22 protein-coding genes are annotated in these 23,105 nt (G+C 72.4%); 6 read left to right on the top strand and 16 right to left on the bottom strand.

Annotated features, from left to right (window positions below; translation table 11 throughout):
* Positions 1-31: 31 nt before the first annotated feature.
* Genes flgE through flgB form a run of 4 tightly spaced genes read right to left on the bottom strand, consistent with a single transcriptional unit; the run spans position 32 to position 2,899 of the window.
* A complete protein-coding gene (gene flgE / locus DRV96_RS12870) occupies positions 32-1,363 on the bottom strand; it encodes a flagellar hook protein FlgE (RefSeq protein ID WP_119291722.1) in 1,332 nt (443 codons plus the stop codon).
* A gap of 39 nt (positions 1,364-1,402) precedes the next feature.
* A complete protein-coding gene (locus tag DRV96_RS12865) occupies positions 1,403-2,053 on the bottom strand; it encodes a flagellar hook assembly protein FlgD (RefSeq protein ID WP_119291720.1) in 651 nt (216 codons plus the stop codon).
* Between the two features lie 4 nt (positions 2,054-2,057).
* Positions 2,058-2,462, bottom strand: a complete 405-nt coding sequence (flgC, locus tag DRV96_RS12860; RefSeq protein WP_119291718.1) for a flagellar basal body rod protein FlgC — start codon at positions 2,460-2,462, stop codon at positions 2,058-2,060.
* 26 nt (positions 2,463-2,488) lie between these two features.
* On the bottom strand, positions 2,489-2,899 hold the full coding sequence (flgB, locus tag DRV96_RS12855; protein WP_119291716.1) for a flagellar basal body rod protein FlgB: 411 nt from the start codon (positions 2,897-2,899) through the stop codon (positions 2,489-2,491).
* A 199-nt stretch (positions 2,900-3,098) separates the two neighbouring features.
* Between flgB and flgA the strand changes: the two genes are divergently transcribed.
* From flgA to DRV96_RS12840, 3 genes are all read left to right on the top strand, one after another.
* On the top strand, positions 3,099-3,827 hold the full coding sequence (flgA, locus tag DRV96_RS12850; protein ID WP_235823391.1) for a flagellar basal body P-ring formation chaperone FlgA: 729 nt from the start codon (positions 3,099-3,101) through the stop codon (positions 3,825-3,827).
* A gap of 148 nt (positions 3,828-3,975) precedes the next feature.
* The gene (gene flgM, locus DRV96_RS12845) at positions 3,976-4,269 is read left to right on the top strand and encodes a flagellar biosynthesis anti-sigma factor FlgM (RefSeq protein ID WP_119291711.1); all 294 of its coding nucleotides are present in this window, start codon (positions 3,976-3,978) and stop codon (positions 4,267-4,269) included.
* 62 nt (positions 4,270-4,331) lie between these two features.
* Positions 4,332-4,748, top strand: coding sequence for a hypothetical protein (locus DRV96_RS12840; protein WP_162911042.1), 417 nt, complete (start codon positions 4,332-4,334; stop codon positions 4,746-4,748).
* Between the two features lie 37 nt (positions 4,749-4,785).
* Here the strand turns inward: DRV96_RS12840 and DRV96_RS12835 are convergent, their stop codons facing one another.
* The 8 genes from DRV96_RS12835 to flhB form a co-directional block, all read right to left on the bottom strand.
* Entirely contained in the window at positions 4,786-5,469 is a 684-nt protein-coding gene (locus DRV96_RS12835; protein ID WP_210757043.1) for a transglutaminase domain-containing protein, read from the bottom strand.
* 19 nt (positions 5,470-5,488) lie between these two features.
* The gene (locus tag DRV96_RS12830; protein ID WP_119291705.1) at positions 5,489-7,075 is read right to left on the bottom strand and encodes an esterase/lipase family protein; all 1,587 of its coding nucleotides are present in this window, start codon (positions 7,073-7,075) and stop codon (positions 5,489-5,491) included.
* Between the two features lie 112 nt (positions 7,076-7,187).
* Complete coding sequence (locus tag DRV96_RS12825; protein WP_119291703.1) at positions 7,188-8,564, bottom strand: methyl-accepting chemotaxis protein; 1,377 nt, start codon at positions 8,562-8,564, stop codon at positions 7,188-7,190.
* A 31-nt stretch (positions 8,565-8,595) separates the two neighbouring features.
* Complete coding sequence (locus tag DRV96_RS12820) at positions 8,596-9,309, bottom strand: RNA polymerase sigma factor FliA (RefSeq protein WP_119291701.1); 714 nt, start codon at positions 9,307-9,309, stop codon at positions 8,596-8,598.
* A 17-nt stretch (positions 9,310-9,326) separates the two neighbouring features.
* Entirely contained in the window at positions 9,327-10,115 is a 789-nt protein-coding gene (locus DRV96_RS12815) for a MinD/ParA family ATP-binding protein (protein ID WP_119291699.1), read from the bottom strand.
* A gap of 19 nt (positions 10,116-10,134) precedes the next feature.
* Entirely contained in the window at positions 10,135-11,697 is a 1,563-nt protein-coding gene (gene flhF / locus DRV96_RS12810) for a flagellar biosynthesis GTPase FlhF (RefSeq protein WP_119291697.1), read from the bottom strand.
* Positions 11,694-13,796 carry a flagellar biosynthesis protein FlhA gene (flhA, locus tag DRV96_RS12805; RefSeq protein ID WP_119291694.1) on the bottom strand — a complete coding sequence of 701 codons (2,103 nt, stop codon included), beginning with the start codon at positions 13,794-13,796 and terminating at the stop codon, positions 11,694-11,696. The genes flhF and flhA overlap by 4 nt, the downstream gene beginning before the upstream one ends.
* On the bottom strand, positions 13,793-14,962 hold the full coding sequence (gene flhB, locus DRV96_RS12800; RefSeq protein ID WP_119291693.1) for a flagellar biosynthesis protein FlhB: 1,170 nt from the start codon (positions 14,960-14,962) through the stop codon (positions 13,793-13,795). The genes flhA and flhB overlap by 4 nt, the downstream gene beginning before the upstream one ends.
* Before the next feature lie 138 nt (positions 14,963-15,100).
* On the opposite strand from flhB, the gene aroQ reads away from it, so the two are divergent.
* The gene (aroQ, locus tag DRV96_RS12795) at positions 15,101-15,532 is read left to right on the top strand and encodes a type II 3-dehydroquinate dehydratase (RefSeq protein WP_119291691.1); all 432 of its coding nucleotides are present in this window, start codon (positions 15,101-15,103) and stop codon (positions 15,530-15,532) included.
* A 19-nt stretch (positions 15,533-15,551) separates the two neighbouring features.
* On the opposite strand, the gene DRV96_RS12790 is transcribed toward aroQ, so the two are convergent.
* Complete coding sequence (locus tag DRV96_RS12790) at positions 15,552-16,331, bottom strand: LytR/AlgR family response regulator transcription factor (RefSeq protein WP_119291688.1); 780 nt, start codon at positions 16,329-16,331, stop codon at positions 15,552-15,554.
* A 15-nt stretch (positions 16,332-16,346) separates the two neighbouring features.
* Positions 16,347-17,426 carry a sensor histidine kinase gene (locus DRV96_RS12785; protein ID WP_119291789.1) on the bottom strand — a complete coding sequence of 360 codons (1,080 nt, stop codon included), beginning with the start codon at positions 17,424-17,426 and terminating at the stop codon, positions 16,347-16,349.
* Between the two features lie 195 nt (positions 17,427-17,621).
* Between DRV96_RS12785 and argH the strand changes: the two genes are divergently transcribed.
* Positions 17,622-19,025 carry an argininosuccinate lyase gene (gene argH, locus DRV96_RS12780; protein ID WP_119291686.1) on the top strand — a complete coding sequence of 468 codons (1,404 nt, stop codon included), beginning with the start codon at positions 17,622-17,624 and terminating at the stop codon, positions 19,023-19,025.
* A gap of 31 nt (positions 19,026-19,056) precedes the next feature.
* On the opposite strand, the gene DRV96_RS12775 is transcribed toward argH, so the two are convergent.
* Entirely contained in the window at positions 19,057-20,055 is a 999-nt protein-coding gene (locus tag DRV96_RS12775; RefSeq protein ID WP_162911041.1) for a hypothetical protein, read from the bottom strand.
* Between the two features lie 118 nt (positions 20,056-20,173).
* Here DRV96_RS12775 and dinB point away from each other — a divergent pair, with 118 nt between their 5' ends.
* Positions 20,174-21,286: a DNA polymerase IV gene (gene dinB, locus DRV96_RS12770; RefSeq protein WP_235823395.1), complete on the top strand. Its 1,113-nt coding sequence runs from the start codon at positions 20,174-20,176 to the stop codon at positions 21,284-21,286.
* 428 nt (positions 21,287-21,714) lie between these two features.
* Here the strand turns inward: dinB and DRV96_RS12765 are convergent, their stop codons facing one another.
* Complete coding sequence (locus tag DRV96_RS12765; RefSeq protein ID WP_119291680.1) at positions 21,715-22,866, bottom strand: BMP family ABC transporter substrate-binding protein; 1,152 nt, start codon at positions 22,864-22,866, stop codon at positions 21,715-21,717.
* Positions 22,867-23,105 lie beyond the last annotated feature (239 nt).

Raw genomic sequence — 23,105 nt, 5'->3', positions numbered from 1 at the left:
CTCCCGTCGGCGTCAGCGTGGCACGGGGCCGTCAGCGCAGGTTGACGATCGACTGCATCGCCTGGTCCATCGTCTTGATCGTCTGCGCGTTGGCCTGGTACATGCGCTGCGCGGTGATCATCTTGACCAGCTCGGCCGTGAGGTCGACGTTCGATTCCTCGAGCGCGCCGGCCTGCAGCACGCCCATGTTGCCCTCGCCGGGCACGCCGACGATCGGGTCGCCCGACGTGTAGGTGCGCGCCCAGACGTTGTTGCCCATCGGCTGCAGCCCCTGCGGGTTGCGGAACGAGGCCAGCTCGATCTGGCCCGCCGGCTGGCTCTGGCCGTTGCTGTAGCGTGCCATGATGATGCCGTTGGGCTCGATCGTGATGCCCGACAGCTGCCCCGGCGCGTAGCCGTCCTGCGTCAGGTTGGTGACGCCGAACGCGGCGCCATACTGCGTCGCACGGCCGAGGTCGAGCGTCGGCGTGATCGGTGTCGTCAGCGCACCGGCGCGGTTGGTCGTGACCCCGATCGGCAGCGGCACCGTGCCGTCGGCCGACGGGGTGGCCGCCACCGTGCCGTCGGCGGCGACCGGATGAACCGCGGGGCGCGTGCCGTCGACGGGGAACACCATCTGCGCGACCGGCACCGGGTCGTCGGGGTCGGTGCTGTTGAGCGGCGTGCCGTTGGCGGTCGCGAACACATTCCAGCGCGTCACGCCGACCGGGTCGGGCGGCACGATGGTCGACGGGTCGGCCTTCTGGAAGTAGTAGGTCAGCGCGATGTCCTGGCCGAGCGCGTCGTAGACGGTCAGCGACGTCGCGTTGTTGTACGTCGTCGGGTCGCTGAAGTTCACGGCCGGCGCGGTGTCCACCGGGCCGGAACGCGAGTCGAGGTTGAACTCGATCACGATGCTGCCGGTGGCCTGCGGGTTGACCCCCGCGGTGGGCAGCTGCAGCGCCACGGCCGTGCCCGGCATGATCGCGCCGGTGCCGTCGGCCGGGTAGCCCATCAGCTGAAGGCCCTGGTTGTTGACGATGTAGCCCTGACGGTCGACCTTGAACTGGCCGTTGCGGCTGTACATCACCGGGTTGATGCCGTCGGTGACCTGGAAGAAGCCGGCGCCGTTGATCGCGAGGTCCATCGCGTTCTCGGTCACGCTGATGTTGCCCTGCGTGAACTGCTGCGCGACCGCGGCGAGGTTGACGCCGATGCCGATCGAGTTCGCGCCCGCACCGTTGAGCGCGGCGGCGTACATGTCGGAGAACTCGGCGCGCGAGGCCTTGAAGCCGAACGTGCTCGCATTGGCGACGTTGTTGCCGATGATCTCGAGGTTCTTGCTCGTCGCGTTCAGGCCCGACAGGCCCTGCTGGAATGCCATGGGACGTCCTTTCGCTGGATGGCGCTTCGGTGTTTCGGGTCAGTTGAACGCCTTGACGGCGGCGTAGGGCACGCTGCCGACGTGGCGCAGCTCGAGCGTCAGCACGTCGCCGGCGACGACGGCATCGACACGGTCGCGCATCAGCGGCGTCGCGGCCACCGCGGTCGTGCCGCTCTTGGCCACGACGCGGAAGCGCTCGCCGAGCGTCGCGTCGACGCCGGCGGCAGGCACCCACTCGAAGCCGTGGCGGCCGCTGCCCAGCGCGCCGAGGTCGACGGTGTCGATCACGAGGCCGGCGCGGCTGAGCACCTCGACACGCACGCGGTCGGCCGGCTGCGCAAGCTCGAAGCCGCCCTGGACCAGCCCCGCGTCGTTGGGCGACAGCCGGTCGCCCTCGACGACGACGTCGCGCCCGACGAGCGAGGCGCCCTGCAGCGCCTGCATCTGCGCGAAGTGGCCCGACAGCGACTCGACCGTCGTGTTCAGCCGCTCGACGCCGGCCACCGTCTGGATCTGCGCCATCTGGCTCGTGACCTGCGCGTTGTCGAGCGGGTTCAGCGGGTCCTGGTTCTTCAGCTGCGCGACCAGCAGCTTGAGGAAGCGGTCCTGCGCGTCGACGTCGCTGCGCGACGTCGCGGACGTGCCGGTCGCAGCGGCGGTCGCGGTGGCGAGGGCGTCGATCGCAGCCATCGCGTCACTGGCCCATCTGCAGCGTGCGCGTGAGCAGCTGCTTGGTCGTGTTCATGACCTCGACGTTGTTCTGGTACGAGCGCGACGCCGAGATCATGTTGACCATCTCCTCGACCGCGTTGACGTTGCTGTAGGTCACGTAGCCCTCGGCGTCGGCCGCCGGGTGCTTGGGGTCGTGCACGCGCCGCCCCGGGGTGTTGTCCTCGCGCACCGTGCTCACGCGCACGCCGGCGTTGCCGGTGTCGCCGAAGAAGTGCGTCGCGAACGTGACCTGACGCGCCTTGTAGGCCTGGCCGTCGGGGCCGGCGACGGTGTCGGCGTTGGCCAGGTTCGACGCGACGACGTTGAGCCGCTGGCTCTGCGCGCTGACCGCGCTGCCGGCGACGCTGAAGATGTTCATCAGGCTCATGGCGGACTCCTGTGGCGCTCAGCGCCTCACTGGCTCTGGCCCTTGATGGCGTCGAGCATCGTGCGCACGCTGCCGTTGATGAAGCGCAGCGCGGCCTCGTACTTGACGGCGTTGTCGGCGAACGAGGCGCGCTCGCGGTCCATGTCGACGGTGTTGCCGTCGAGGCTGGTCTGGCTCGCGGCGGCCCAGCGCAGGTGGCGCTCGCCGCCGAGGTTCGCGGCCGGCGCGATGTGCCCGGGAGCGGTGCGCGCGACCGTGCCCGCCGGCGCGACGCCGGCGGTGGCCTCGCGCAGCGCCTGCGCGAAGTCCATCTCGCGCGCCTGGTAGCCGGGCGTGTCGGCGTTGGCGATGTTGCTGGCGATCAGCCGCTGGCGTTCGGCGCGCAGCAGCAGCGCCTGCGACTGGAAATCGAGCACCTGACCGAGGCGTGGCAGCATGGCTGGACGGGGGGCTCCCGTGGCGGATGGACTGCGGGTCATTGTGGGCAGCGCCCTGCGCGGCTTGACCCGGATAAGGGCAGGCTCGAACGGCCAATTCCGCGCCTCGTGCCGGTGGCGGCGGCCTACATTGGCGGGCGTGAAAGTCCATCGCAGACCCCGTCGCGACGCCGTACCCAGCCCCCGAGGCAGCGGGCGCGTGGACGTCGTGCGCTTCGCCTTCCGGCTGTGCGGGCGTGTCGGCGCCGGCCTTGCGCTGGCCGCCGCGTCGCTCGCCGCCGTGGCGCAGGCGGCCGTCGCCGAGGTGCCCGACGCGGCGCTGCGCGAGCAGCTGCGCGCCACGCTGCAGCAGGCGGCCGCCGCGCATCCCGGCGTGCCGCCGGGTGCGCGCACCGTCGTCGAACTCGGCCGGCTCGACGCGCGGCTGCGGCTCGCGCCGTGCGAACGCATCGAGCCGCAGTGGCCCGCGTCGGCGTGGGGCGCGGTGCGCGTCGGCCTGCGCTGCACCGCCGGGCCGACGCGCTGGCACGTGCACCTGCCCGCGACGGTGCAGGTACTGGCGCCGGGCTGGGTCGCCGCGGCCGACCTGGCCGCCGGCACCGAACTCGAGGCGGCGCACCTGCGCCGCGCCGAGGTCGACCTCGCCGCCGGCGGTGTCGTCGAGCAGCCGCTGCTGCTCGGGCGCACGCTCGCGCGGCCGCTGGCCGCCGGCGCGCCGGTGCGCGCCGCCGACCTGCGGGCGCGCCAGTGGTTCGCCGCCGGCGACGTCGTGCAGGTCGTCGCGGTCGGGCGCGGCTACCGCATCAGCGGCCAGGGTCAGGCGATGGCTGCGGGCATCGAAGGCCAGCGCGTGCGCGTGCGCACCGACAGCGGGCGCATCGTCACCGGCGTGCCGGTGGCGCCGTCGCGCGTCGAGGTGACCCTGTGACGCGCCGCCCGCCCGCCGCCACCGGCGTCCCCCGCGTTTCGGGGGTCGGGCGCACAATCGGCCCCGTCAGCCCTCAAGTCGGGCGCCCGCGCACCGATACCACCGACATGTTGAATGGGTCGGCCCCCGCCGACCGCTGGAGCACACCATGAAGATCGGCCCGCTCGAGCCCAAAGCTGCCGTCGTCCCCGTCGGCGGCGAGCGCTCTTCCGCCGCCGCGGCCCCGGCCAAACCCCAGACCACCGGGCAGGAGGAGAGCGCGAAGGTCGAACTCTCGGCGGCTGCGCTGGCCGTGACCGAAGGCAATGCCGACTTCGACGCCGAGAAGGTGCAGCGCATCGCGCAGGCGATCCGCGACGGCAAGTACGAGGTCAACGCCGACGTGATCGCCGACAAGCTGATCGCCAACGCGCGCGAACTGCTCGACCGCACGTCGCGCTGAACCCCGCCGCGCCGCCGCGGCGGCGCTCCCCATCACGGCGCCCGCGCGCGCCCCTTGCCGTCATGCCGCCCAGCCCCGCACCGAGCCCCCGCCCTGCCCCCGTCCCGACCGCCGCCGACGCCGTGCTCGAGTCGGCGCTGGCCGCCGTCGAGCAGCATCTGGCATCGCTCGGCAGGGCGCTGTGCGAACGCGACAGCGAGGACATCGAACGTCACGCGAGCGCGCTGCACCGCGCGCTGGCGGTGGCCGTCGCGCAGTTCGCGCAGGCCGCGCGTCGCGGCGCGGTGCCTCTCGAACTGCGCCAGCGCCTGGCGCTGGCCAGTGGCCAGGTCGCCGCGCAGCGCGAGTCGCTGGCACGCGCAACCGCCGCGCTCGACCGCGCGATCGACGTGCTGATGCCGTCGACCGCGACGCCGGCGGCGCTGTACTCGGCGAGCGGCGCCGGCGAGCGCAGCGGCTTCGGCACGACCCACGCCTGAGTCACCGCGCCGCCTGCGTTGCGCCGACGCGGCGGCGTCACTCGCGCGCGACATCGTCCTCGAAGCGCGCGCCCCCCGCCAGCAGCGCCCAGCGCGGATAGGTCGCCTCGAAGTCGGCGACGATGCGCGCCAGCGGCATGTCGTCGAAGCTGCCGCGCTGGCGCACGTACTCCATGTGGCGCTGCCCGGCGCGGTCGTACGGGTGATACAGCGAGTCGTGCACGCCGTCGAACTCGAGCGGCAGCAGCCCGAAGCGCTCGCAGAGCTCGACGTTGAACGCCGGCGTCGCCTTGCGCCACGCGCCGTCGAGCCACAGGTCGACGTAGCCGTGCCAGATGAACACGTCGGTGCCCATCGTGCGGTGCAGGCGCTCGGTGCTCAGGTGGTTGCGCACGTCGGCGTAGCCCACGCGCGCCGGGATCCCAGCGGCCCGCGCGGCGGCGGCGAGCAGCGCGGCCTTCGGCACGCACCAGCCGTGACCGGCGGCCAGCACGGTGCTCGCGCGCATGCCCTCGGGCGTGAGGTCGATGCGGTACGGGTCGTAGCGGAAGCCGTCGCGCACGGCGAGGTACAGTGCGACCGCGCGCTCACGGTCGTTCGCGCCCACCGCGTGGCGGCGCGCGAACGCGACGACGTCGGGGTGGTCGCTGTCGAGCAGCGCGGTCGGCGCCAGGCACGCGGCATCGGGCGGCCGGCCGGTGCGGTCGTCGTCGTGTGCCATTCCAACGGGATTCAACGGGTTAGACATTCCAGGCCTGCGCGACGAGCCGGATGTGGCCGGCGATGCCGGGGTCGGCGCCGCTGTCGAACGGGATCGTGAACTGGATCTGGCCGCTCTTGAGCTGGTCGTACGACAGCGCGTGCCGCGCACGGGTCGCCGTCTCGCTCTGCCACCCGTGGTTCACGACCCAGTCGTGCCCGGGCTGCGACGGCGGCACCATCTCGATGATCGCGGTGTCGCGGAACAGGTAGCCGCCCTCGTAGTGCTCGTCGGCCCAGAAGCGCTGGTCGACCTGGTAGTCGGGCACGCGCACGCCGAGCGTCATCGCGTACGCGAGCGACGCGCGCTCGGGGTTGACGCGCGCACGGTTGGCGAGGAACACGGTCGACAGGTAGACGTTGCGGTCGCCGGGGCGGGTGCCGCCGGCGAGCTGCGCGTGCGTGCGGCACGCCGGCGAGTCCTCCTCGGCGACGCGGCGCGTCAGGTACCAGCGCTTGCCGCGCGGCCCGGCGAGCAGCTCGAACTGGTACAGCGCCTCGACCTTCTTGCGCTGCAGCGCCTTCGGCAGCCGCACCTCGTCGACGTCGACCCAGATGTCGACGCGCAAGTCGCCGAACAGGAAGCGCGTCAGGTTCTGGTACGCCTCCTCGCTGTTGACGAGGCCGAAGAAGCCGCTGTGCGCGCGGTAAGCGTACGCGGTGGGCGCCGGCGCCGTCATCTGCCCGGCGTCGTCGAGCCCCCACACGCGCGCGTTCTCGATGCGCACGAGCCCGTCGCTGCCGTGCCCGGCGAACGCCCGCGACAGCCCCATCGCCGCCTCGTAGTCGCCGCGGTTGGTGCCGACCATGCAGAAGAAGCGCTGCGACGGGAACGCGCGCTCGGGCAGCAGGTCGACGCGCTTGAGCCGCTTGTACGGCTCGGCCAGGTCGAGGTACTTGGCCATGCGCTCGCGGTTGAAGGTGTCGATCTCGCTGGCACTCAGCCACGACGGCACGTTGATGCCAAGCACCTCGATGCCGTTGTGCGGCGTGCCGTAGGTGAACACCTTGTCGACGCTGCGGCGCGCGCGGTCGTCGCCCAGACGCGCGTTCTGCAGGAACGCGCGCACGACGAGCCCGCCCATCGAGTGCGCGACGAGGTAGCAGCGAAAGCTCGCCGGCGTCACGCCGTCGTACTTGCGCGCGCACACGAGCTGGCGCACGCGCAGGATCAGGTCGCTCAGGCCCTTGGCGTAGACCTCGATCTCGCGCGCCTTGCCGTCGCCGAGCAGCCTCGAGCCCGAGTCGTAGTAGCGGTAGACGATGATCGAGCGGCGCGCGATGCCGGTGCCGGGCTCGCCGTCGGGGCCCGGCGGCGGCTGCCAGTCCGGGTCCATGATGCCCAGCCCGTTCTCGTAGACGTCGCGGTAGCCGAAGTCGGTCGTCAGCCGCAGCAGCGGCGACTCGAAGACGAACTTCTTCGCCGGTGCGCCGCGGTCGACCGCGGCGCGGTAGACGGTGGAGCCGGTGTTGAAGCCGCAGAACGGGTCGGCGGCGGTCTCGTCGCGCTCGCCGGCGGTCATCGCGTAGCCGCGCACGTAGATGATCGGGTGGAACGCGTCGACCATGCCGCCTCCTCGTCGTGGCGCGCGGTGACGCGGGGACATCCCCGGCGCAGCCGCGCGGTGCGAGGGTCAGCTTAACCGAAGGCCCGGCGCGGCGCGAGCGCCGCCGCGGCCGTCAGAACTCGAACGCCAGCCGCAGCCCGCCCCAGTGGCGGCCGTCGACGGTGATCGGCGCCGCGGCTTCCTTGAGCACGACGAAGCGCCCGCCGCCCATGTCGCGGCGGTACGTCTGCAGCAGGAACTGGCGCTGGTTGCGCGCGCTGGCCAGTCCCGTGCGGTCGTTGAAGATGCGCCGCCCGCGCGCGTGGGCGGTGTTCCACGCGACGTCGCCCGGGCGCTGCGGCTGGTTGTACTTGCGGTTGTGGCACGGGATGTAGCCGTTGCGGTCCACCGCGATGCAGAACACGACCTTGTCGGACATCTCGAGCACCTTCTCCTGCACCTGCGGAAACAGCCGCTCGGCCAGCGCGACGAAGCGCGTCATGTGCTGCGGCGGGTCGGTGCCGGGGATCGGCACGTAGTGCTCGTCGAACAGGTCGGCGCTGCTGATCGCGCCGCTGCGCAGCGCCCCCTCGAGCAGTTGCGAGATCTGCGCCGCCGCCTGCTGCGCGGCGCGGATGTACGGCGTGTCCTCGGTCTCGATGCCGGCGTCGGCGACCAGTTCGATCAGCGCCTCGCTCGCCTTCAGGAAGGCCTCGCTGCGCCCGAGCGCGCTGTCGAGCGCCTTCGCGCTGGCGCGCATGTCGGCCTCGATCGCGCCCATCTGGCGGTTGACGTCGGCCACCACGTCGCGGCTGCGCTGCGCGGCCTCGGCGATGCGCGCGACACCGGCGTCGACCTGCGCGAGCGCGCGGTGCACCGCACCGACGTCGTCACCGGCGCCCTCGCGCGACTGGATCTCGCGCGCCAGCGCGGCGATGCGCCCGTCCAGGCGCCCGACCGTCTCCATGATCGCCTTCGACGAGGCCTCGACCTTGGCCGCCAGGTCCTTCACGGCGTCGGCGACGACGCCGAAGCCGCGCCCGGCCTCGCCGGCGCGCTTGGCCTCGACGCTGGCGTTGAACGCGACGAGCCGCGTCTGCAGCGCGATCTGCGTGATCTCGCCGGCCGCGCCGGCCACCTCGCGCAGCGTGTCGACGATGCCGGCCACTTCGCCGCCCACGGCCTCGACCGCCTCGCGCGCGCCGGCCACCGCGGCCGAGCCCTGCGCGGTGTGCGCGCCGATGGCCTGCTGCACCTCGGAGACGTCGTGCAGCCGCTGCGCCAGCGCCTGCAGCGACTGCGCGAGCCGCACCGACGCCTTCTGCGTGTCGTCGATGACGCCGCGCACCTCGGCCGCCTCGCGACCGAGTTGCGCCGTCTCGCGCGCGAGGCGGTGCATCAGGGCACCGTCGCGGCCGGCGGCACCGGCCGATGGCGGGGTCGCGGCCGATGCGGCGGCCGCGTCGGCCTCGGGCGCCGGAGCCGGCTTGGTGCGGAACAGGGTCAACATGCGCTTGCCTCCCGTCGCCGGTGGGGTCGCTTCACCACTCGCGCAGCCGCGCGCGCAGCCGCGCGATGCTCTGGCTGTGCAGCTGGCACACGCGGCTCTCGGTCACGCCGAGCACCGCGGCGATCTCCTTCAGGTTCATGTCCTGCTCGTAGTACATGCTCATCACGTACTGCTCGCGCTCGGGCAGGTTCTTGATCGCCTCGACGAGCGCCTCGCGCATGCGGCGGTCCTCGAGCAGCCCCATCGGGTTGGCGTCCTCGTCGGCGACGTGACGGTCGAGGTAGCTGTCGTCGCCGTCGTCGCCGCTCATGTCCTCGAGGTAGACGAGTTGCGTGCCGCGCACCTTGCCGAGCAGGTCCTGGTACTCGGCCAGGCTCAGCCCCATCTCCTTGGCGATCTCGCCCTCGGTCGGCGCGCGGCCGAGCTTCTGCTCGAGTTTGTGCACTGCGGCCTCGATGCTGCGCTGCTGGCGGCGGTTGCCGCGGCTCATCCAGTCGCTGCCACGCAGCTCGTCGAGCATCGCGCCGCGGATGCGCTGTGTCGCGAAGGTCTCGAACTGCACGCCCTGCGCGGCGTCGAAGCGCCCGAGCGCGTCGTTCAGCCCGATCATCCCGACCTGGATCAGGTCGTCGAGCTCGACGTTGGCCGGCAGCTTGGCGATCATCTGGTGCGCCAGCCGCCGCACGAGCGGGCTGTACTGCTTGAGCAGGGCGCTGTGGTCGAGTCGGCCTTTGGCGGTGTACATCGGTCGGGGCTCCGGGGTCAGTGCCACGCCGGCGTGCGGTCGGCCGGCGCGACGGGAAAGCGGGCAGCGGGGGCGGCGGCCAGCGCGTCGTGCGTCTCGAGCAGGCCGTGCGCCAGGCGCAGCAGCGCGGCGTCGGGCACGTCGCCGGCCTCGGCGGCCGGGTCGACGACGGCCCAGTCGTGCAGCACGGCGCCGACGAAGCGGTCGGCACAGTCGGCCAGCTGCGGCGCGATGCGCTCGCGCCGCGGCGAGTTCGGCGCCGCGGCGAGCAGCAGGTCGAACGCGCGCCAGCCGTTGCGCAGCGCGAGCAGCTTCAGGCTCGCGTAGGCCTCGGTCACGCTGGCGGGCTGGTCGGCGGCCATCAGCACCGGGCGCACCGCGCGACGCATGAACAGGCGCGCGAGGTCGCTCGCGCCGGCGTGCACGACGATGGTGTCGGCCTGCGGCGCGGCGTCGGCGAGCGCGACGAGCAGCCCGTCGGCGCAGCCGCGCGTGTCGACGTGGCGCCGCGGCAGCCCGCGCGCCGGCAGGTACGACAGGTGCGGCGCGAGCGGCTCGATGCACGCGGCCAGGTCGAGCCACGCGAGCTCGGGTGTGGCGGGCGACGTCTCGGCCGCGTCGACGACGAGCACGTGGCGGCCGAGCGCGGCGAACGCCGTCGTCAGCCGCTCGATCAGCACGCCGGCAAAGGGCACGCGTGCGTTGGCGGCCAGCGCGACGAAGACCGCGCGCGACGCCGCGAACAGCCGGCGCAGGCCGTCGGCCTGGTCGAGCGGGCCGGGACGCGAGGCGTAGAAGTCGATCATCGGCAGCGGCGCGGCGGGTTCAGACGTGCAGCGGCGCCGCGGCGGCAGCAGCGGGCATCGCCGCGAACACGAGGTTGACGTCGTCGCGGCCCATCTGCCAAGCGGTGGGCGCGCTCGCGCGCAGCGCGCGCTGCACCAGCGCCTGTGCCGACAGGCGGTGCCAGTCCTCGGGCACGCGCTGCCCGTTGGCCACGCCCATCACGTGCGCCTTGTGGCGGATCAGCGCATCGAGCGCCGGCCCGAGCTTGACGGCCTCGTCGATCTTGCTGAGCACGACGCCGCGGCAGGCGCTGGCGCGCCACGACAGCAGCACGTCGTCGATCGTCTCGCCCTGCGCCGACGCATTGACGACGAGCAGCTTCTGGATGCTGCGGTGCTGCAGCATGTCGAGCAACTCGCGCGTGCGGCTGTCGCGCTGCGCCATGCCGGCGGTGTCGATCAGCACCATCTTCTTGCCTGACAGCAGGTCGAGCAGGTCGTCGAGCGAGGCCCGGTCGTGCGCGGTGTGCACCGGCACGCCGAGGATGCGGCCGTAGGTGCGCAGCTGCTCGTGGGCGCCGACGCGGTATGCGTCGAGCGTGATCAGGCCGAGCACGCCGGCGCCGTGGCGCGTCGCGAACGCGGCGGCGATCTTCGCGGTGGTCGTCGTCTTGCCGACGCCGGTCGAGCCGATCAGCGCGAACACGCCGCCGAGGTCTTCGAGCGCGGGCTCCTGCTCGGCGGCGACGAGGTTGCGCTCGAGCACGCCGGCGGCCCAGGCCATCGGGTCGGCGACATCGGCGGGCAGCGCCTCGCCGAGCTTGCGGATCAGCCCCGGCGAGAAGCCGGCGTCGAGCAGCTTCTGGCTCAGCGTCGCCTGCGCCGGGCTCTTCTGCAGCTTCTCCATGAAGGCCAGCGCGCCGAAGCGCTGCTCGATCAGGCCCTTCATCGCGCGCAGCTCGTTCATCATCTCGGCCTGCTCGCGGCGCGCGGCGCGCTCGGCGTCGGGCGTCACGTGCGCCGCATCGAGGCGGATGTCGTCGCGCAGCACGGGCACGTGGTGCGCCGGCGTCGGGGCGGCCGTCTCGGCCGGCGGGGGCAGCGGCGCCGCGGCCCGCGACGGCGCCGAGGCGGCTGCCGGCGCGACGGCCGCTGCCGGGGCCGGCGACATCGCCGCGCGGCGGCGCTTGAGCATGCGCTCGCGCACGTAGTCCTGGAACGACAGCGTGCTCATCGCGAGGCGCTCGACGTCGCGGCCGACGTCGGTGTCGATCTCGGCGTCGGGCTCGGGGCTCTGCGTCGGTGCGAACTCGCGCTCGAGGTCCAGCCGCGGCTCGACTCGCTCCCGGCGCTCCTCGCGCGCGCTGCGCTCTGCGCGGGCTGCCGTGCGCGGCTCGGTGTGGGCGCGCGCCGCCACCGCGGCCTTCGGCGCCGTCTGCGCGAGCTGCTCGATGTGCTGCAGGCCGTCGCTGGCCATCGCCAGCACCTCGACGCCTTCGGCGCACGGCTTCGTGGACAGCACGACGGCGTGCTCGCCGAAGGCCTGGCGCACGGCCTGCAGGGCTTCGCGCGAGGTGCGGCCGGTGAAACGCTTGACGTTCATGTCGCAGCTCCGAGGATCGAACCGATGCGGATCGTGTGGGTGTCAGGAATCTCGCTGTGCGCCAGCACCTTCAGCCGCGGCGCGGCACGCTTGAGCAGCTGCGCCATCGGCACGCGGATCGCGTCGGGCACGAGCAGGCACGCGGGCACGCCGAGGTCCTCCTGCTGGCGCGCGACGTCGGCGGCACTGCGCGCCAGCGTGTCGGCGATGCCGGGGTCGAGCGCGGCACCGTGCGGGCTCGTCAGCGCCTGGGTGACCAGCCGCTCGAGCTCGGGCTCGAGCGCGATCACGTCGAGCTCCTTCACCGGCCCGTAGATCTGCTGCACGATGGCCGGCGCGAGGTGGATGCGCACGCGCCGCGCGAGCTCGGCCGGGTCGGTCACCGTCGAGGCGTGCTCGGCGAGGCACTCGACGATCGAGCGCAGGTCCCGGATGTGCACGCCTTCCTCGAGGAGCAGCTGCAGCACCTTCTGCAGCGTGGCGATTCCGACCATCTTGGGGATCACGTCTTCGATCAGCTTGGGCGCCAGCTTCGTGATGTGGTCGACGAGCGCCTGCGTCTCCACGCGGCCCAGCAGCTTGGCGGCGTGGACCTGCATCAAGTGTGAGAGGTGGGTCGCGACGACGGTCGCGCAATCAACGACGGTGAACCCGGCCATTTGGGCCTGCTCGCGCACCCGCTCCTCGATCCACACCGCAGGCAGCCCGAACGCCGGGTCGGTGGTGGTGGTGCCAGGCAGGCGCTGCGTCGCGCCGCCCGGGTTGATCGCCAGCAGCATGCCGGGGAAGGCTTCGCCCTCGCCGACCACGGCACCGCGCAGCGTCACGCGGTACATGCTGGGCTTGAGGTCGAGGTTGTCGCGGATGTGTACCGGCGGCGGCAGGAAGCCGACGTCCTGCGCGAACTTCTTGCGCACGCCCTTGATGCGGCCGAGCAGGTCGCCCTGGCGCGACTTGTCGACCAGCGCGATGAGCCGGTAGCCGACTTCGAGCCCGAGCGTGTCGACCGGCACCAGGTCGTCCCAGCTCGCCTCGGCGTTGGCCGGCGCGACCTCGGTGTCCGCCGCCGGCGGCGCGGCCGCGGCGCGCTGCGCGCGCCGGTGCAGCGTCCACGCGAGCGCGCCGATCGCCGCGCCGAGCAGCAGGAACACGGCGTTGGGCATGCCCGGGATCAGCCCGAGCGCGCCGACGATGGACGCGGCGATCGCCAGCGCCTTCGGCGAGTCGAACATCTGCGCGCGGATCTGCGTGCCTATGTCCTGCCCCTTGCCGACACGCGTGACGACCATCGCCGCGGCCACCGAGATCAGCAGCGCCGGCACCTGCGCGACGAGCGCGTCGCCGACCGCGAGCAGCACGTAGTTGCTCGCCGCCTCGCCGGCCGACAGCCCGTGCTGCAGCATGCCGATCAGCAGCCCGCCGACGACGTTGATGACGAGGATCAGCAGCGCCGCGATCGCGTCGCCGCGCACGAACTTGCTCGCACCGTCCATCGAGCCGAAGAACTCGGCCTCCTCGCCGACCTCGGCGCGCCGGCGCTTGGCCTCGGCCTCGTCGATCAGCCCGGCGTTGAGGTCGGCGTCGATGGCCATCTGCTTGCCGGGCATCGCATCGAGCGTGAAGCGCGCGCCGACCTCGGCGATGCGCTCGGCACCCTTGGTGACGACGATGAAGTTGATGACGACGAGGATCGCGAACACGATCAGGCCGACCGCGAAGTTGCCGCCGATCAGGAAGTGGCCGAAGCTCTCGATCACGCGGCCAGCGGCGCCGGTGCCGGTGTGGCCCTCCATCAGCACGACGCGCGTCGAGGCGACGTTGAGCGACAGCCGCAGCAGCGTCGTAATCAGCAGCACCGCCGGGAAGGCGGCGAACTCGAGCGGCTTGCGCATCTGCGCGGCGACCATCATCACGACGAGCGCCAGCGCGATGTTGAACGTGAACAGCAGGTCGAGCGCGAACGGCGGCAGCGGCAGCACCATCATCGCCAGCACGAGCACGACGAACACCGGCGCCATCAGCGCCTTGGCCGTCGCGGCGCCCGACGCGCCGCCCTCGCCGCCGAGCCAGGTCTGCACCTGCTGCACGAGCGCGTTCATGCGTCAGCTCCCGCGGCGCCGCGGCGGCGGTGGGGGTCGAGCTCGGGCGGCACCGGCAGCGGCGGCAGGTCGCCCTCGGCGATGTCGCCGACACGCCCGCGGCCGAGCGCGTCGCGCAGCCGGTACACGTGCGCGAGCACTTGGGCGACAGCCGCGAACAGCGCTGCGGGCACCTCGTGGTCGACTTCGGTGTGCGCGTACAGCGCGCGCGCCAGCGGCGGTGCCTGCAGCACTGGCACGCGCGCCTCGTGCGCGAGGTCGCGGATCTTCAGCGCCAGCAGGTCGGTGCCCTTGGCGACGACGCGCGGCGCGGCCATCGCGCGCTCGTCGTACTTCAGCGCCACCGCGTAGTGCGTCGGGTTCATGACCACCAGGTCGGCCCCGGCGACGGCGGCGAGCATGCGCGTGCGCGACATCTCGCGCATGCGCGTGCGGATGCGGCCCTTGACCTCGGGGCTGCCCTCGGTCTCCTTGAGCTCCTGCTTGACTTCCTGGTGGCTCATCTTCAGCCGCTGGGCCAGCAGGTGGCGCTGCAGCGGCACGTCGACGAGCGCGAAGCCGGCCAGCGCCAGCGCCAGCAGCGCGAGCCCGCCGAACAGCAAGCCCGACGCCTCGGCGAGCGCTGCGGGCAGCGGCAGCGCGATGACCTGCTGGATCTCTCCGAGCTTGCCGTGCAGGTACAGCGCACCGATCGTGCCCAGCACGACGGCGAGCACGCTGGCCTTGAGCGTGTCGGTGAGCTGCTGCTTCGAGAACATGCGCCCGAAGCCGGCGATCGGGTTGATCTTGCCGAGCTTGGGCACGAGCGGTTTGGCGGTGAAGTTCCAGCCGCCGACCAGCGTCGCCGCGGCGACGGCGAGCGCGATCACCAGCGCCCCCAGCGCGATCACGACGGCGCCGCCCTGCCAGACGAAGCCGGCCAGGCGCTCGGCCATGCGCCGCGGGTCGGCGACGAGCGCCGGATCGACCCGCAGCCCGTCGGCCACCAGTTCGCGCAGCATCGCCGCCAGCAGCGGCCCGGCCAGCAGCAGCGCGCCGAGCGCGCCGGCGACGACGGCGAAGTGCCCGAGATCGCGCGAGCGCGCGACCTGCCCTTCCTCGCGCGCCTTGCGGATCTTGCGCGGGGTCGCGGGCAGTGTCTTGTTCTGGGACGACTCGTCGGCCATGGCGGCAGCGGGGCAACGCACGGCATGTTGCCGGCGGGGGGCGCCGACTTGAGCCCGATAAGCGGCCGAAACGGCGCGATGTTCCGGTGGCGGTTACCGCCGGCTCCAGCCGCTGCCGTGCTGCGCCATACTGCTCACATGAACGTCCTCGTCCTCAACGGCCCCAACCTGAACCTGCTCGGCACGCGCGAGCCGCAGATCTACGGCGCGACGACGCTGGCCGACGTCGAGGCGATGCTCGCCGCCGACGCCGCGGCCGCCGGCGTCGGGCTCGAGTGCTTCCAGAGCAACCACGAAGGCGCGTTGATCGACCGCATCCATGCCGGGCGCGGCCGCGTCGACTGGATCGTCATCAACCCCGGCGGGCTGACGCACACCAGCGTCGCACTGCGCGACGCATTGGCCGGCGTCGCGATCCCGTTCGTCGAGGTGCACATCAGCAACGTGCACAAGCGCGAGCCGTTCCGCCACCACTCGTACCTCAGCGACGTCGCCGAGGGCGTGATCGCCGGCCTCGGCGTGTACGGCTACCGCGCCGCGCTGGCCTTCATCGTCGCGAAGACGCGCTGACGCCGCGCGGCCGGCGTCGCTACAGCGCGTCGCCCGCCAGCGCCTCGCGCACCGCCGGCAGCTGGCGGCGCGACACCGCAAGCCACTCGTCGGTCGGCGCGACGCGCACGGCCCAGCCCTCGCCGCCTTCGCCGTCGTCGGTGCCGAGCGCGCGGCGCTCGAGTGCGCGCACCGCGCGCTTGGCCACCAGCGCGTTGCGGTGGATGCGGATGAAGCGTCCCGCGAGCCGCGGCTCGAGCTCGGTCAGCGACTCGTCGAGCAGGTGCGTGTGCGACGCGGTGCGCAGCGTGACGTACTTCAGCTCGGCCTTCAGGTACAGCACTTCCGACACGGGCACGCGGATCACGCGCCCGCGCTCGTTGACGACGACGACACCGTCGTCTTCGGGGGCCGCCGCGGTCGTGGGCGCGGCCAGCCGCTGCGCGGCGCGCTTGAGCGCCTGCTGCAGCCGCTCGCGGCGCACCGGCTTGGTCAGGTAGTCGGTGGCCTCGAGGTCGAACGCGTGCAACGCGTGCTCGCCGTGCGCGGTGACGAACACGATCGCACCGACGCGCCCGGCATAGGCCGCGTCGGTGCGCAGCCGCTCGGCCAGCTGCAGCCCGCTGGCGCCGGGCATCTGGATGTCGAGCAGCACGACGTCGGCGTCATGCGCGGCCAGCCACGCCAGCGCCGACGCCGGGTCGCCGACCTCGCCGGCCACGCGGCACGGCGGGTCGGCGCACTCCTGCACCAGTGACGACAGGCGCAGCCGCGCGAGCGGCTCGTCGTCGACGATCAGCACACGCAACGCAGACGTCATCGGTACGGCAGTCACCTACAGCGGCACGACGATGCGCACACGATAGCGGTCGCCGTCGCGGCGTGCGTCGAACTGCGCGCCGACGTCGTGCAACAGGCGAAGTCTTTCACGCACATTGGCCAGCGCGATGCCGTGGCCGGGGTTCGGCGGCCCGCCGGCGACGGTGTTGTCGATCGCGACCTCGGCCTGCCCGCGCCGCGCGCGCGTGCGCACGCGCAGCACGCCGCCGCCGCGGGCCCCCTCGATGCCGTGTCGCACCGCGTTCTCGACCAGCGGCTGCAGCACCAGCGGTGGCATCAGCGCGGCGCCGGCGGCCGGGTCGAGTTCCCACTCGACGCGCAGCCGATCGCCGAAGCGCAACTGCTCGATCGCGAGGTAGCGCTGCGCGAGTTCGATCTCGTCGGCCAGCGTCGTCGCCGGCCGCGGCTCGGCGAGCGCGACACGGAACAGCTCGGCCAGGTCCTCGAGCACCGCCTCGGCGCGCGCCGGCTCGACGCGCACGAGCGCGATCGCGGTGTTCAGCGCGTTGAACAGGAAGTGCGGGCGGATGCGCGCCTGCAGCTCGGCCAGCCGCGCCGACGCGTCGGCCGGGCGCCTTGCGCGCGCACGCGCCTCGAGCCACGCCATCAGCGGCGCGGCCAGTGCCGCGCCGGCCAGCGGCAGCGCGAGCGCGCGCGGCACGCTCCACGCGAACAGGTCCAGCGCGACCAGCGGCAGGCACGCGAGCACGGCCAGCGCGCCCGCGAGCGTCAGCCCGGCGGCCAGGCGCACGCCCGGCGCGGCGCGCTGCAGGGGCCGGCGCAGGGCGCACAGCACGACGAGCCACAGCAAGGTACCGACGAGCCCGGCGGCCAGCAGCGGGCCCAGCAGCGCCAGCGCCTGCGCCCAGGTCTGCGCGAGCAGCCCGGCGCCGACCGTCAGCACGCCCTGGATCGCGAGCAGCGCACGCAGCGCGAACGCGGGGTGGCAGGCCTCGAACTCCACCGCCGACGCCGAGCGCTGCGGCACGCCCGCGTCGTGCCCCGCGGGGCGCGTCGAACCCCACGTCGACGACGCAGCGTCGGCGGCAGCGGGCAGGCGCGAATCGGCGGTCATCGGTGGGGCGGCAGCGCGCTCGTCGCCCACCGCCGGGGTCGCTTCGGCGAGGCGGGCGGTCGATAGAATCTCGGCCACTTGCATTGTCGGCCCGCCCCTCGCCTGCCGCGGCGACGTGAGGCGGTCGCTTCGCCCGCTTTTTTGGCCGTTCGCGGCGCTCCGCCGCCCGCGCCACCGGCCCCCTCGAGCCCGCCCATGACGTCCGCCAACCCGCTCGCCAACAAGTCCGAAGCCTGGTCCGCGCTGTTCTCCGAGCCGGTCGACGAACTCGTGCAGCGCTACACCGCGAGCGTCGGCTTCGACCGGCGGCTGTGGCGCGCCGACATCGCCGGCAGCCTCGCGCACGCGCGCATGCTCGCGGCGCAGGGGATCATCGGCGCGCAGAACCTCGCCGACATCGAGCGCGGCATGGCGCAGATCGCACGCGAGATCGAGGCCGGCACGTTCGAGTGGAAGCTCGAGCTCGAGGACGTGCACCTGAACATCGAGGCGCGGCTGACACAGCTCGTCGGCGACGCCGGCAAGCGGCTGCACACCGGACGCAGCCGCAACGACCAGGTCGCCACCGACATCCGGCTGTGGCTGCGCGGCGAGATCGACGTGATCGCCGGTCTGCTCGAGCAGCTGCAGCGCGTGCTCGTCGACCAGGCCGATCGCCACGCCGACGTCGTGATGCCCGGCTTCACGCACCTGCAGGTCGCGCAGCCGGTGAGCTTCGGTCACCACCTGCTCGCCTACGTCGAGATGTTCGCGCGCGACGCCGAGCGCCTGGCCGACGTGCGCCGGCGCGTCAACCGCCTGCCGCTGGGCGCCGCGGCACTCGCCGGCACCAGCTACCCGCTCGACCGCGAGCGCGTCGCGCGCGAGTTGGGCATGGAAAGCGTGTGCCAGAACAGCCTCGACGCCGTCAGCGACCGCGACTTCGCGATCGAGTTCGCCGCCGCGGCGAGCCTCGTGATGGTGCACGTCAGCCGGCTGAGCGAAGAGCTGATCGTGTGGATGAGCCAGCCGTTCGGCTTCGTCGCGCTGCCGGACCGTTTCTGCACCGGCAGCTCGATCATGCCGCAGAAGAAGAACCCCGACGTGCCCGAGCTCGCGCGCGGCAAGACGGGCCGTGTCGTCGGCCACCTGATGGCCCTGGTGACGCTGATGAAGGGCCAGCCGCTGGCCTACAACAAGGACAACCAGGAAGACAAGGAGCCGCTGTTCGACACGGTGGACACGCTGCGCGACACGCTGCGCATCTTCGCCGACATGATGGCCGGGCTCACCGTCAGGCCCGAGGCGATGGAGCAGGCCGCGCGGCGCGGCTACGCGACGGCGACCGACCTCGCCGACTACCTCGTCAAGAAGGGACTGCCGTTCCGCGACGCGCACGAAACGGTCGCGCACGCCGTGAAGACCGCGATCGGCCGCGGTGTCGATCTCGCGGCGCTGTCGCTCGACGAGCTGCGCGCGTTCCACCCGGCGATCGACGCCGACGTGTTCGACGTGCTGTCGCTGCGCGGCTCGATGGCCGCACGCGCCGTGCTCGGCGGCACGGCGCCGGCACAGGTGCGTGCGCAGGTCGCGCGGCACCGGCAGCGGCTGGGCGGTTGACTCTGCCGTTGCCGCACCGCCCGCCGCGGCGTCACTGCTTCTTCAGCGCGATGAAGCCGACCGCGCGTACCGGCGGGTTCGACACCGGGAGGACCACCGACACGCGCGCGACGAACTCGTCGCCCTCGCTGCCGGCCAGCCCGCCGAAGCGGCCCTCGAACTCGCCCTGCGCCGGCGGGAAGCCGTCGGCATTGACGACGGTGCCGGTCACGCGGCCGTCGGGGTCGACCGTCACGCTCGTGAACCGCAGCGGGGGGATCACCTGCTGGGGCAGCGGGGTCGGCGTGTAGCTCAGGCTGCCGATGCTGCCGGCCAGGGTGCCGTCGGCGCCGACGGCCGGATCGAAGGTCACGCCCGTCATTTCACGCGACGCATAGCGGCTGACGTTGCGATCGACGTGGCGGAAGAACACCAGCCCACGGTACGTCGTCGCGACGGCCGGCTTCGTGCTCGCGTTGATGGCGACGTACCAGCCTCCGCTGTAGCGCGCGAAGATGTCGGGCGTTGCCGCGTCGGCGCGCTCGGCGTCCCACATGCCGTAGTCGAAGTGGCTCATCGGCAGGATCTCCGCCGCATTCGGCAGGGTGCCGTCGACCCGTGGCGCCCGCGCGAACGAGAACACGTAGTAGTCGTTGTTGACTGTGCCGACCGCGACCCGCTTGTCGACCGCGTAGACGTCGTAGGCGCCGTACGAGTTGAACCGCGGCGGTGTCGCATCGTCGAGGTCCTGCGGGCTCGGCATCGCCCAACCGTACCCGGGGTTCTCCAGACTCAGCGTGTACTCGGAGGTCGACGACGGCTCGACCGACGCGTCGTAGTCCAGGATGTCGTAGGACTGCGCGACGGCCAGGTTGACGACGCACACCGCCAAGTTGAACCCCTGCGGCGGACTGACCGCGCTGGTGAACCCCGCCGGGCAGTTCGGCGGCGCATCGCTGCCGCCACAGGCGCCGAGCGCCAGCAGAACGGCGGCCCCGGCGCCCAGGCGCATCCGCTGAAGGAAGGTCGGCGATGTCGAGCGGAGCGTCATCGGGGGTCTCCTCTCGCAGCCATGATACCGGTGCGGTCTCACCGCCTCGTGATGGCGGCGGGCGAGACCGCCACCCGGCCACAATCCGCGCGTGCGCCGCTGGATCGCCCACCTCGACATGGACGCGTTCTACGCGTCGGTCGAACTCCTGCGCTACCCGGAACTGAAGGGACTGCCGGTCGTCATCGGCGGCGGGCGGCGTCACCAGCCCGAAGTGCTCGCCGATGGCACTCGCCGTTTCGCGACGCTGGCCGGCTACGCCGGGCGCGGTGTCGTCACGACGGCCACGTACGCCGCGCGCGCGTTCGGCGTGCACTCGGGCATGGGGCTGATGAAGGCGGCGCTAAAGTGCCCCCACGCGGTGCTGCTGACGACCGACTTCGACGAGTACCGGCGCTGCTCGCGCGCGTTCAAGGCCGCGGTGGCCGAGATCGCGCCGGTGATCGAGGACCGCGGCATCGACGAGATCTACATCGACCTCACCGACGTGCCCGGCGCGCAGGACGCCGTGGGGCACGATCCGTTCGGCGGCGTGCGTGCATTGGCGCAGGAGATCCGCAACAGCGTGCGCCGCACGACGGGGCTGACGTGCTCGATCGGCGTGACGCCGAACAAGCTGCTGTCGAAGATCGCGTCCGAACTCGACAAGCCCGACGGCCTGACGCTGCTGACCGAAGCCGACATCCCGACGCGCATCTGGCCGCTGCCGGTGCGGCGCATCAACGGCATCGGCCCGAAGGCGGGCGCGAAGCTCGCGCAGCTCGGCGTCACGACGATCGGCGAACTCGCGGCGTGCGAGCCGGCGTGGCTCGTCGAACGCTTCGGCCACGCGTACGGCCGCTGGCTGCACGAGGCCGCGCACGGGCGCGACGAACGGCCCGTCGTCACCGCGCACGAGCCGGTGTCGATGAGCCGCGAGACGACGTTCGAGCGCGACCTGCACGCGCAGCGCGACCGCGCCGAGCTGTCGCGCATCTTCACGGCGCTGTGCGAGCGCGTGGCGGCCGACCTGCAGCGCAAGGGCTACGCCGGGCGCACGGTGGGCATCAAGCTGCGCTTCGATGACTTCCGCACCGTCACGCGCGACCTGACGCTGCCGCACGCGGTGGCCGACGCGGCCGCGATCCGCGGCGCCGCCGGGCAGTGCCTCAAGCGGGTCGCGCTCGACCGGCGGCTGCGACTGCTCGGTGTGCGCGTGGCGTCGTTGCAGCGGCACCGGTCCGCCGGGTGAGCGTCGAGCTGCGGGTGCCCGCCCAGAAGTGCGGCGGCTTGCGGCCCGAGGCGCTCTCTGAACGCCTGTTGGGCGTGCGGAGGTCGTGGCGGCAGGGCTCGCGACGGCACTGCTAGTCCGTCGGCATGGCGCGTGGGGCGGGCATGCGGGCGCAGGCCCGATTCGCGCTCGCCCCGACCGTTGCATGAGGACGCGGTGACGACGGCACAACCGCGGCAGTCCGCAGCCAGTGACGCGCGAGCGTGGGCCGGAGCACGCATGCCCGGGCCGCGCGCCACGCGCAGCCCGTCACATGCAGACGGTCGCGATCCGCCGCAGCCGGCCGAGAGCACGCAGCGCGCAAAGCAATACAACAAGCACGACAAACGACGTGCTCCGCGAAAACGGCGGCCCGAAGGCCGCCGTCGTCGCCGGGCGGTGCGCCCGCGTCACTTGCCGGGCACCTTGCCCTCGATGCCCTTGACGAAGAAGTCGACGCTGTCCTTCCAGGCGCGGTCGGCCTTCTGGTCCTTGGCCAGCCGCTCCTTGCCGGTGTTGTCGACGATCGGCCCGGTGAAGGGCTCGAAGCTGCCGTCCTTCAGGCCGGCCTTGATCTCCTCGATGCGCTTCTTCGCCGCCTCGGGAACGATGTCGGCGATCTTGATCAGGTCGTTGAGGCCTTCCTTGACGCCCCACACCGTGCGCTCGACCTTCCAGGTGCCGTTCATCAACTCTTCGATGGCCTTGATGTAGTACGGGCCCCAGTTGACGACGGCGCTCGCAAGGTGCGCGTTCGGCGCGAATGCGCTCATGTCGCTGTCCCAGCCGAATGCGTACTTGCCGTTCTTCTCGGCCGTCTGCAGCACCGCCGTCGAATCGGTGTTCTGCAGCAGCACGTCGGCACCCTGGTTGACCAGGCTCTGCGCGGCGTCGGCCTCCTTCGGCGGATCGAACCAGGTGTTGACCCACACGACCTTCATCTTGACCTTCGGGTTGACGCTCTGCGCGCCGAGCATGAAGGCGTTGATGTTGCGCAGCACCTCGGGGATCGGGAAGCTGCCGACGAAGCCCAGCGTGTTGGTCTTCGTCATGTGGCCGGCGATGACGCCGGCCATGCAGGTGTCCTGGTAGAAGCTGGCGTCGTAGATGCGCATGTTGTCGGCCGTCTTGTAGCCGGTCGCATGCTCGAACTTGACGTCGGGGAACTCGGCGGCGACCTTCAGCATCGCCTCCATGAAGCCGAAGCTGGTCGCGAAGATGATCTTGTTGCCTTGCTGCGCCAGGTCGCGGATCACGCGCTCGGCGTCCGCGCCCTCGGGCACCTTCTCGACGAAGGTCGTCACGACCTTGTCGCCGAAGTGCGCCTCGACCGCCTTGCGGCCCTGGTCGTGCGCGAAGGTCCAGCCGGCGTCGCCGACCGGGCCGACGTAGACCCACGCCGCCTTCAGCGGCTCGGGCTTCGGCGCTTCGGCCTGCGGCGCGGGGGCGGGTGCGGGCGGCGGCGGCTCCTCCTTCTTGCCGCAGCCGACGAGGGCCGCGGTGGCGATGACGCCGGCGGCACCGGCCAGCCGCATCAGGGCTCGCTTGGACAAATCGGTCATGGATGCTCTCTCCTGGGGCAGTCGATGTGCTGCGGTCAAAAAACAAATTATCCTAAATCCGGCAGTTACCCCGTCGCTGGCAGGCCAGCCGCGGGTCGTGGTGGGCCGACGATCGGGGCTATGCGGTCGCTGACGTAGCGCAGCAGGCAGCCCCAGCGGTCGAGGTCCTTGAACTGCTCCGCAGCTGACCGAACGTGCTGCAAGGCCGCGCCGATGTTGGCGATCAGCCGCTTGAGCAT

The organism is Azohydromonas sediminis (genome assembly GCF_003574675.1).
In the GTDB taxonomy this organism is placed as follows: Bacteria; Pseudomonadota; Gammaproteobacteria; order Burkholderiales; family Burkholderiaceae_C; genus Calidifontimicrobium; species Calidifontimicrobium sediminis.
Note: the sequence above shows the minus strand (reverse complement) of the source record. Positions and strands in the feature narration are given on the sequence as shown.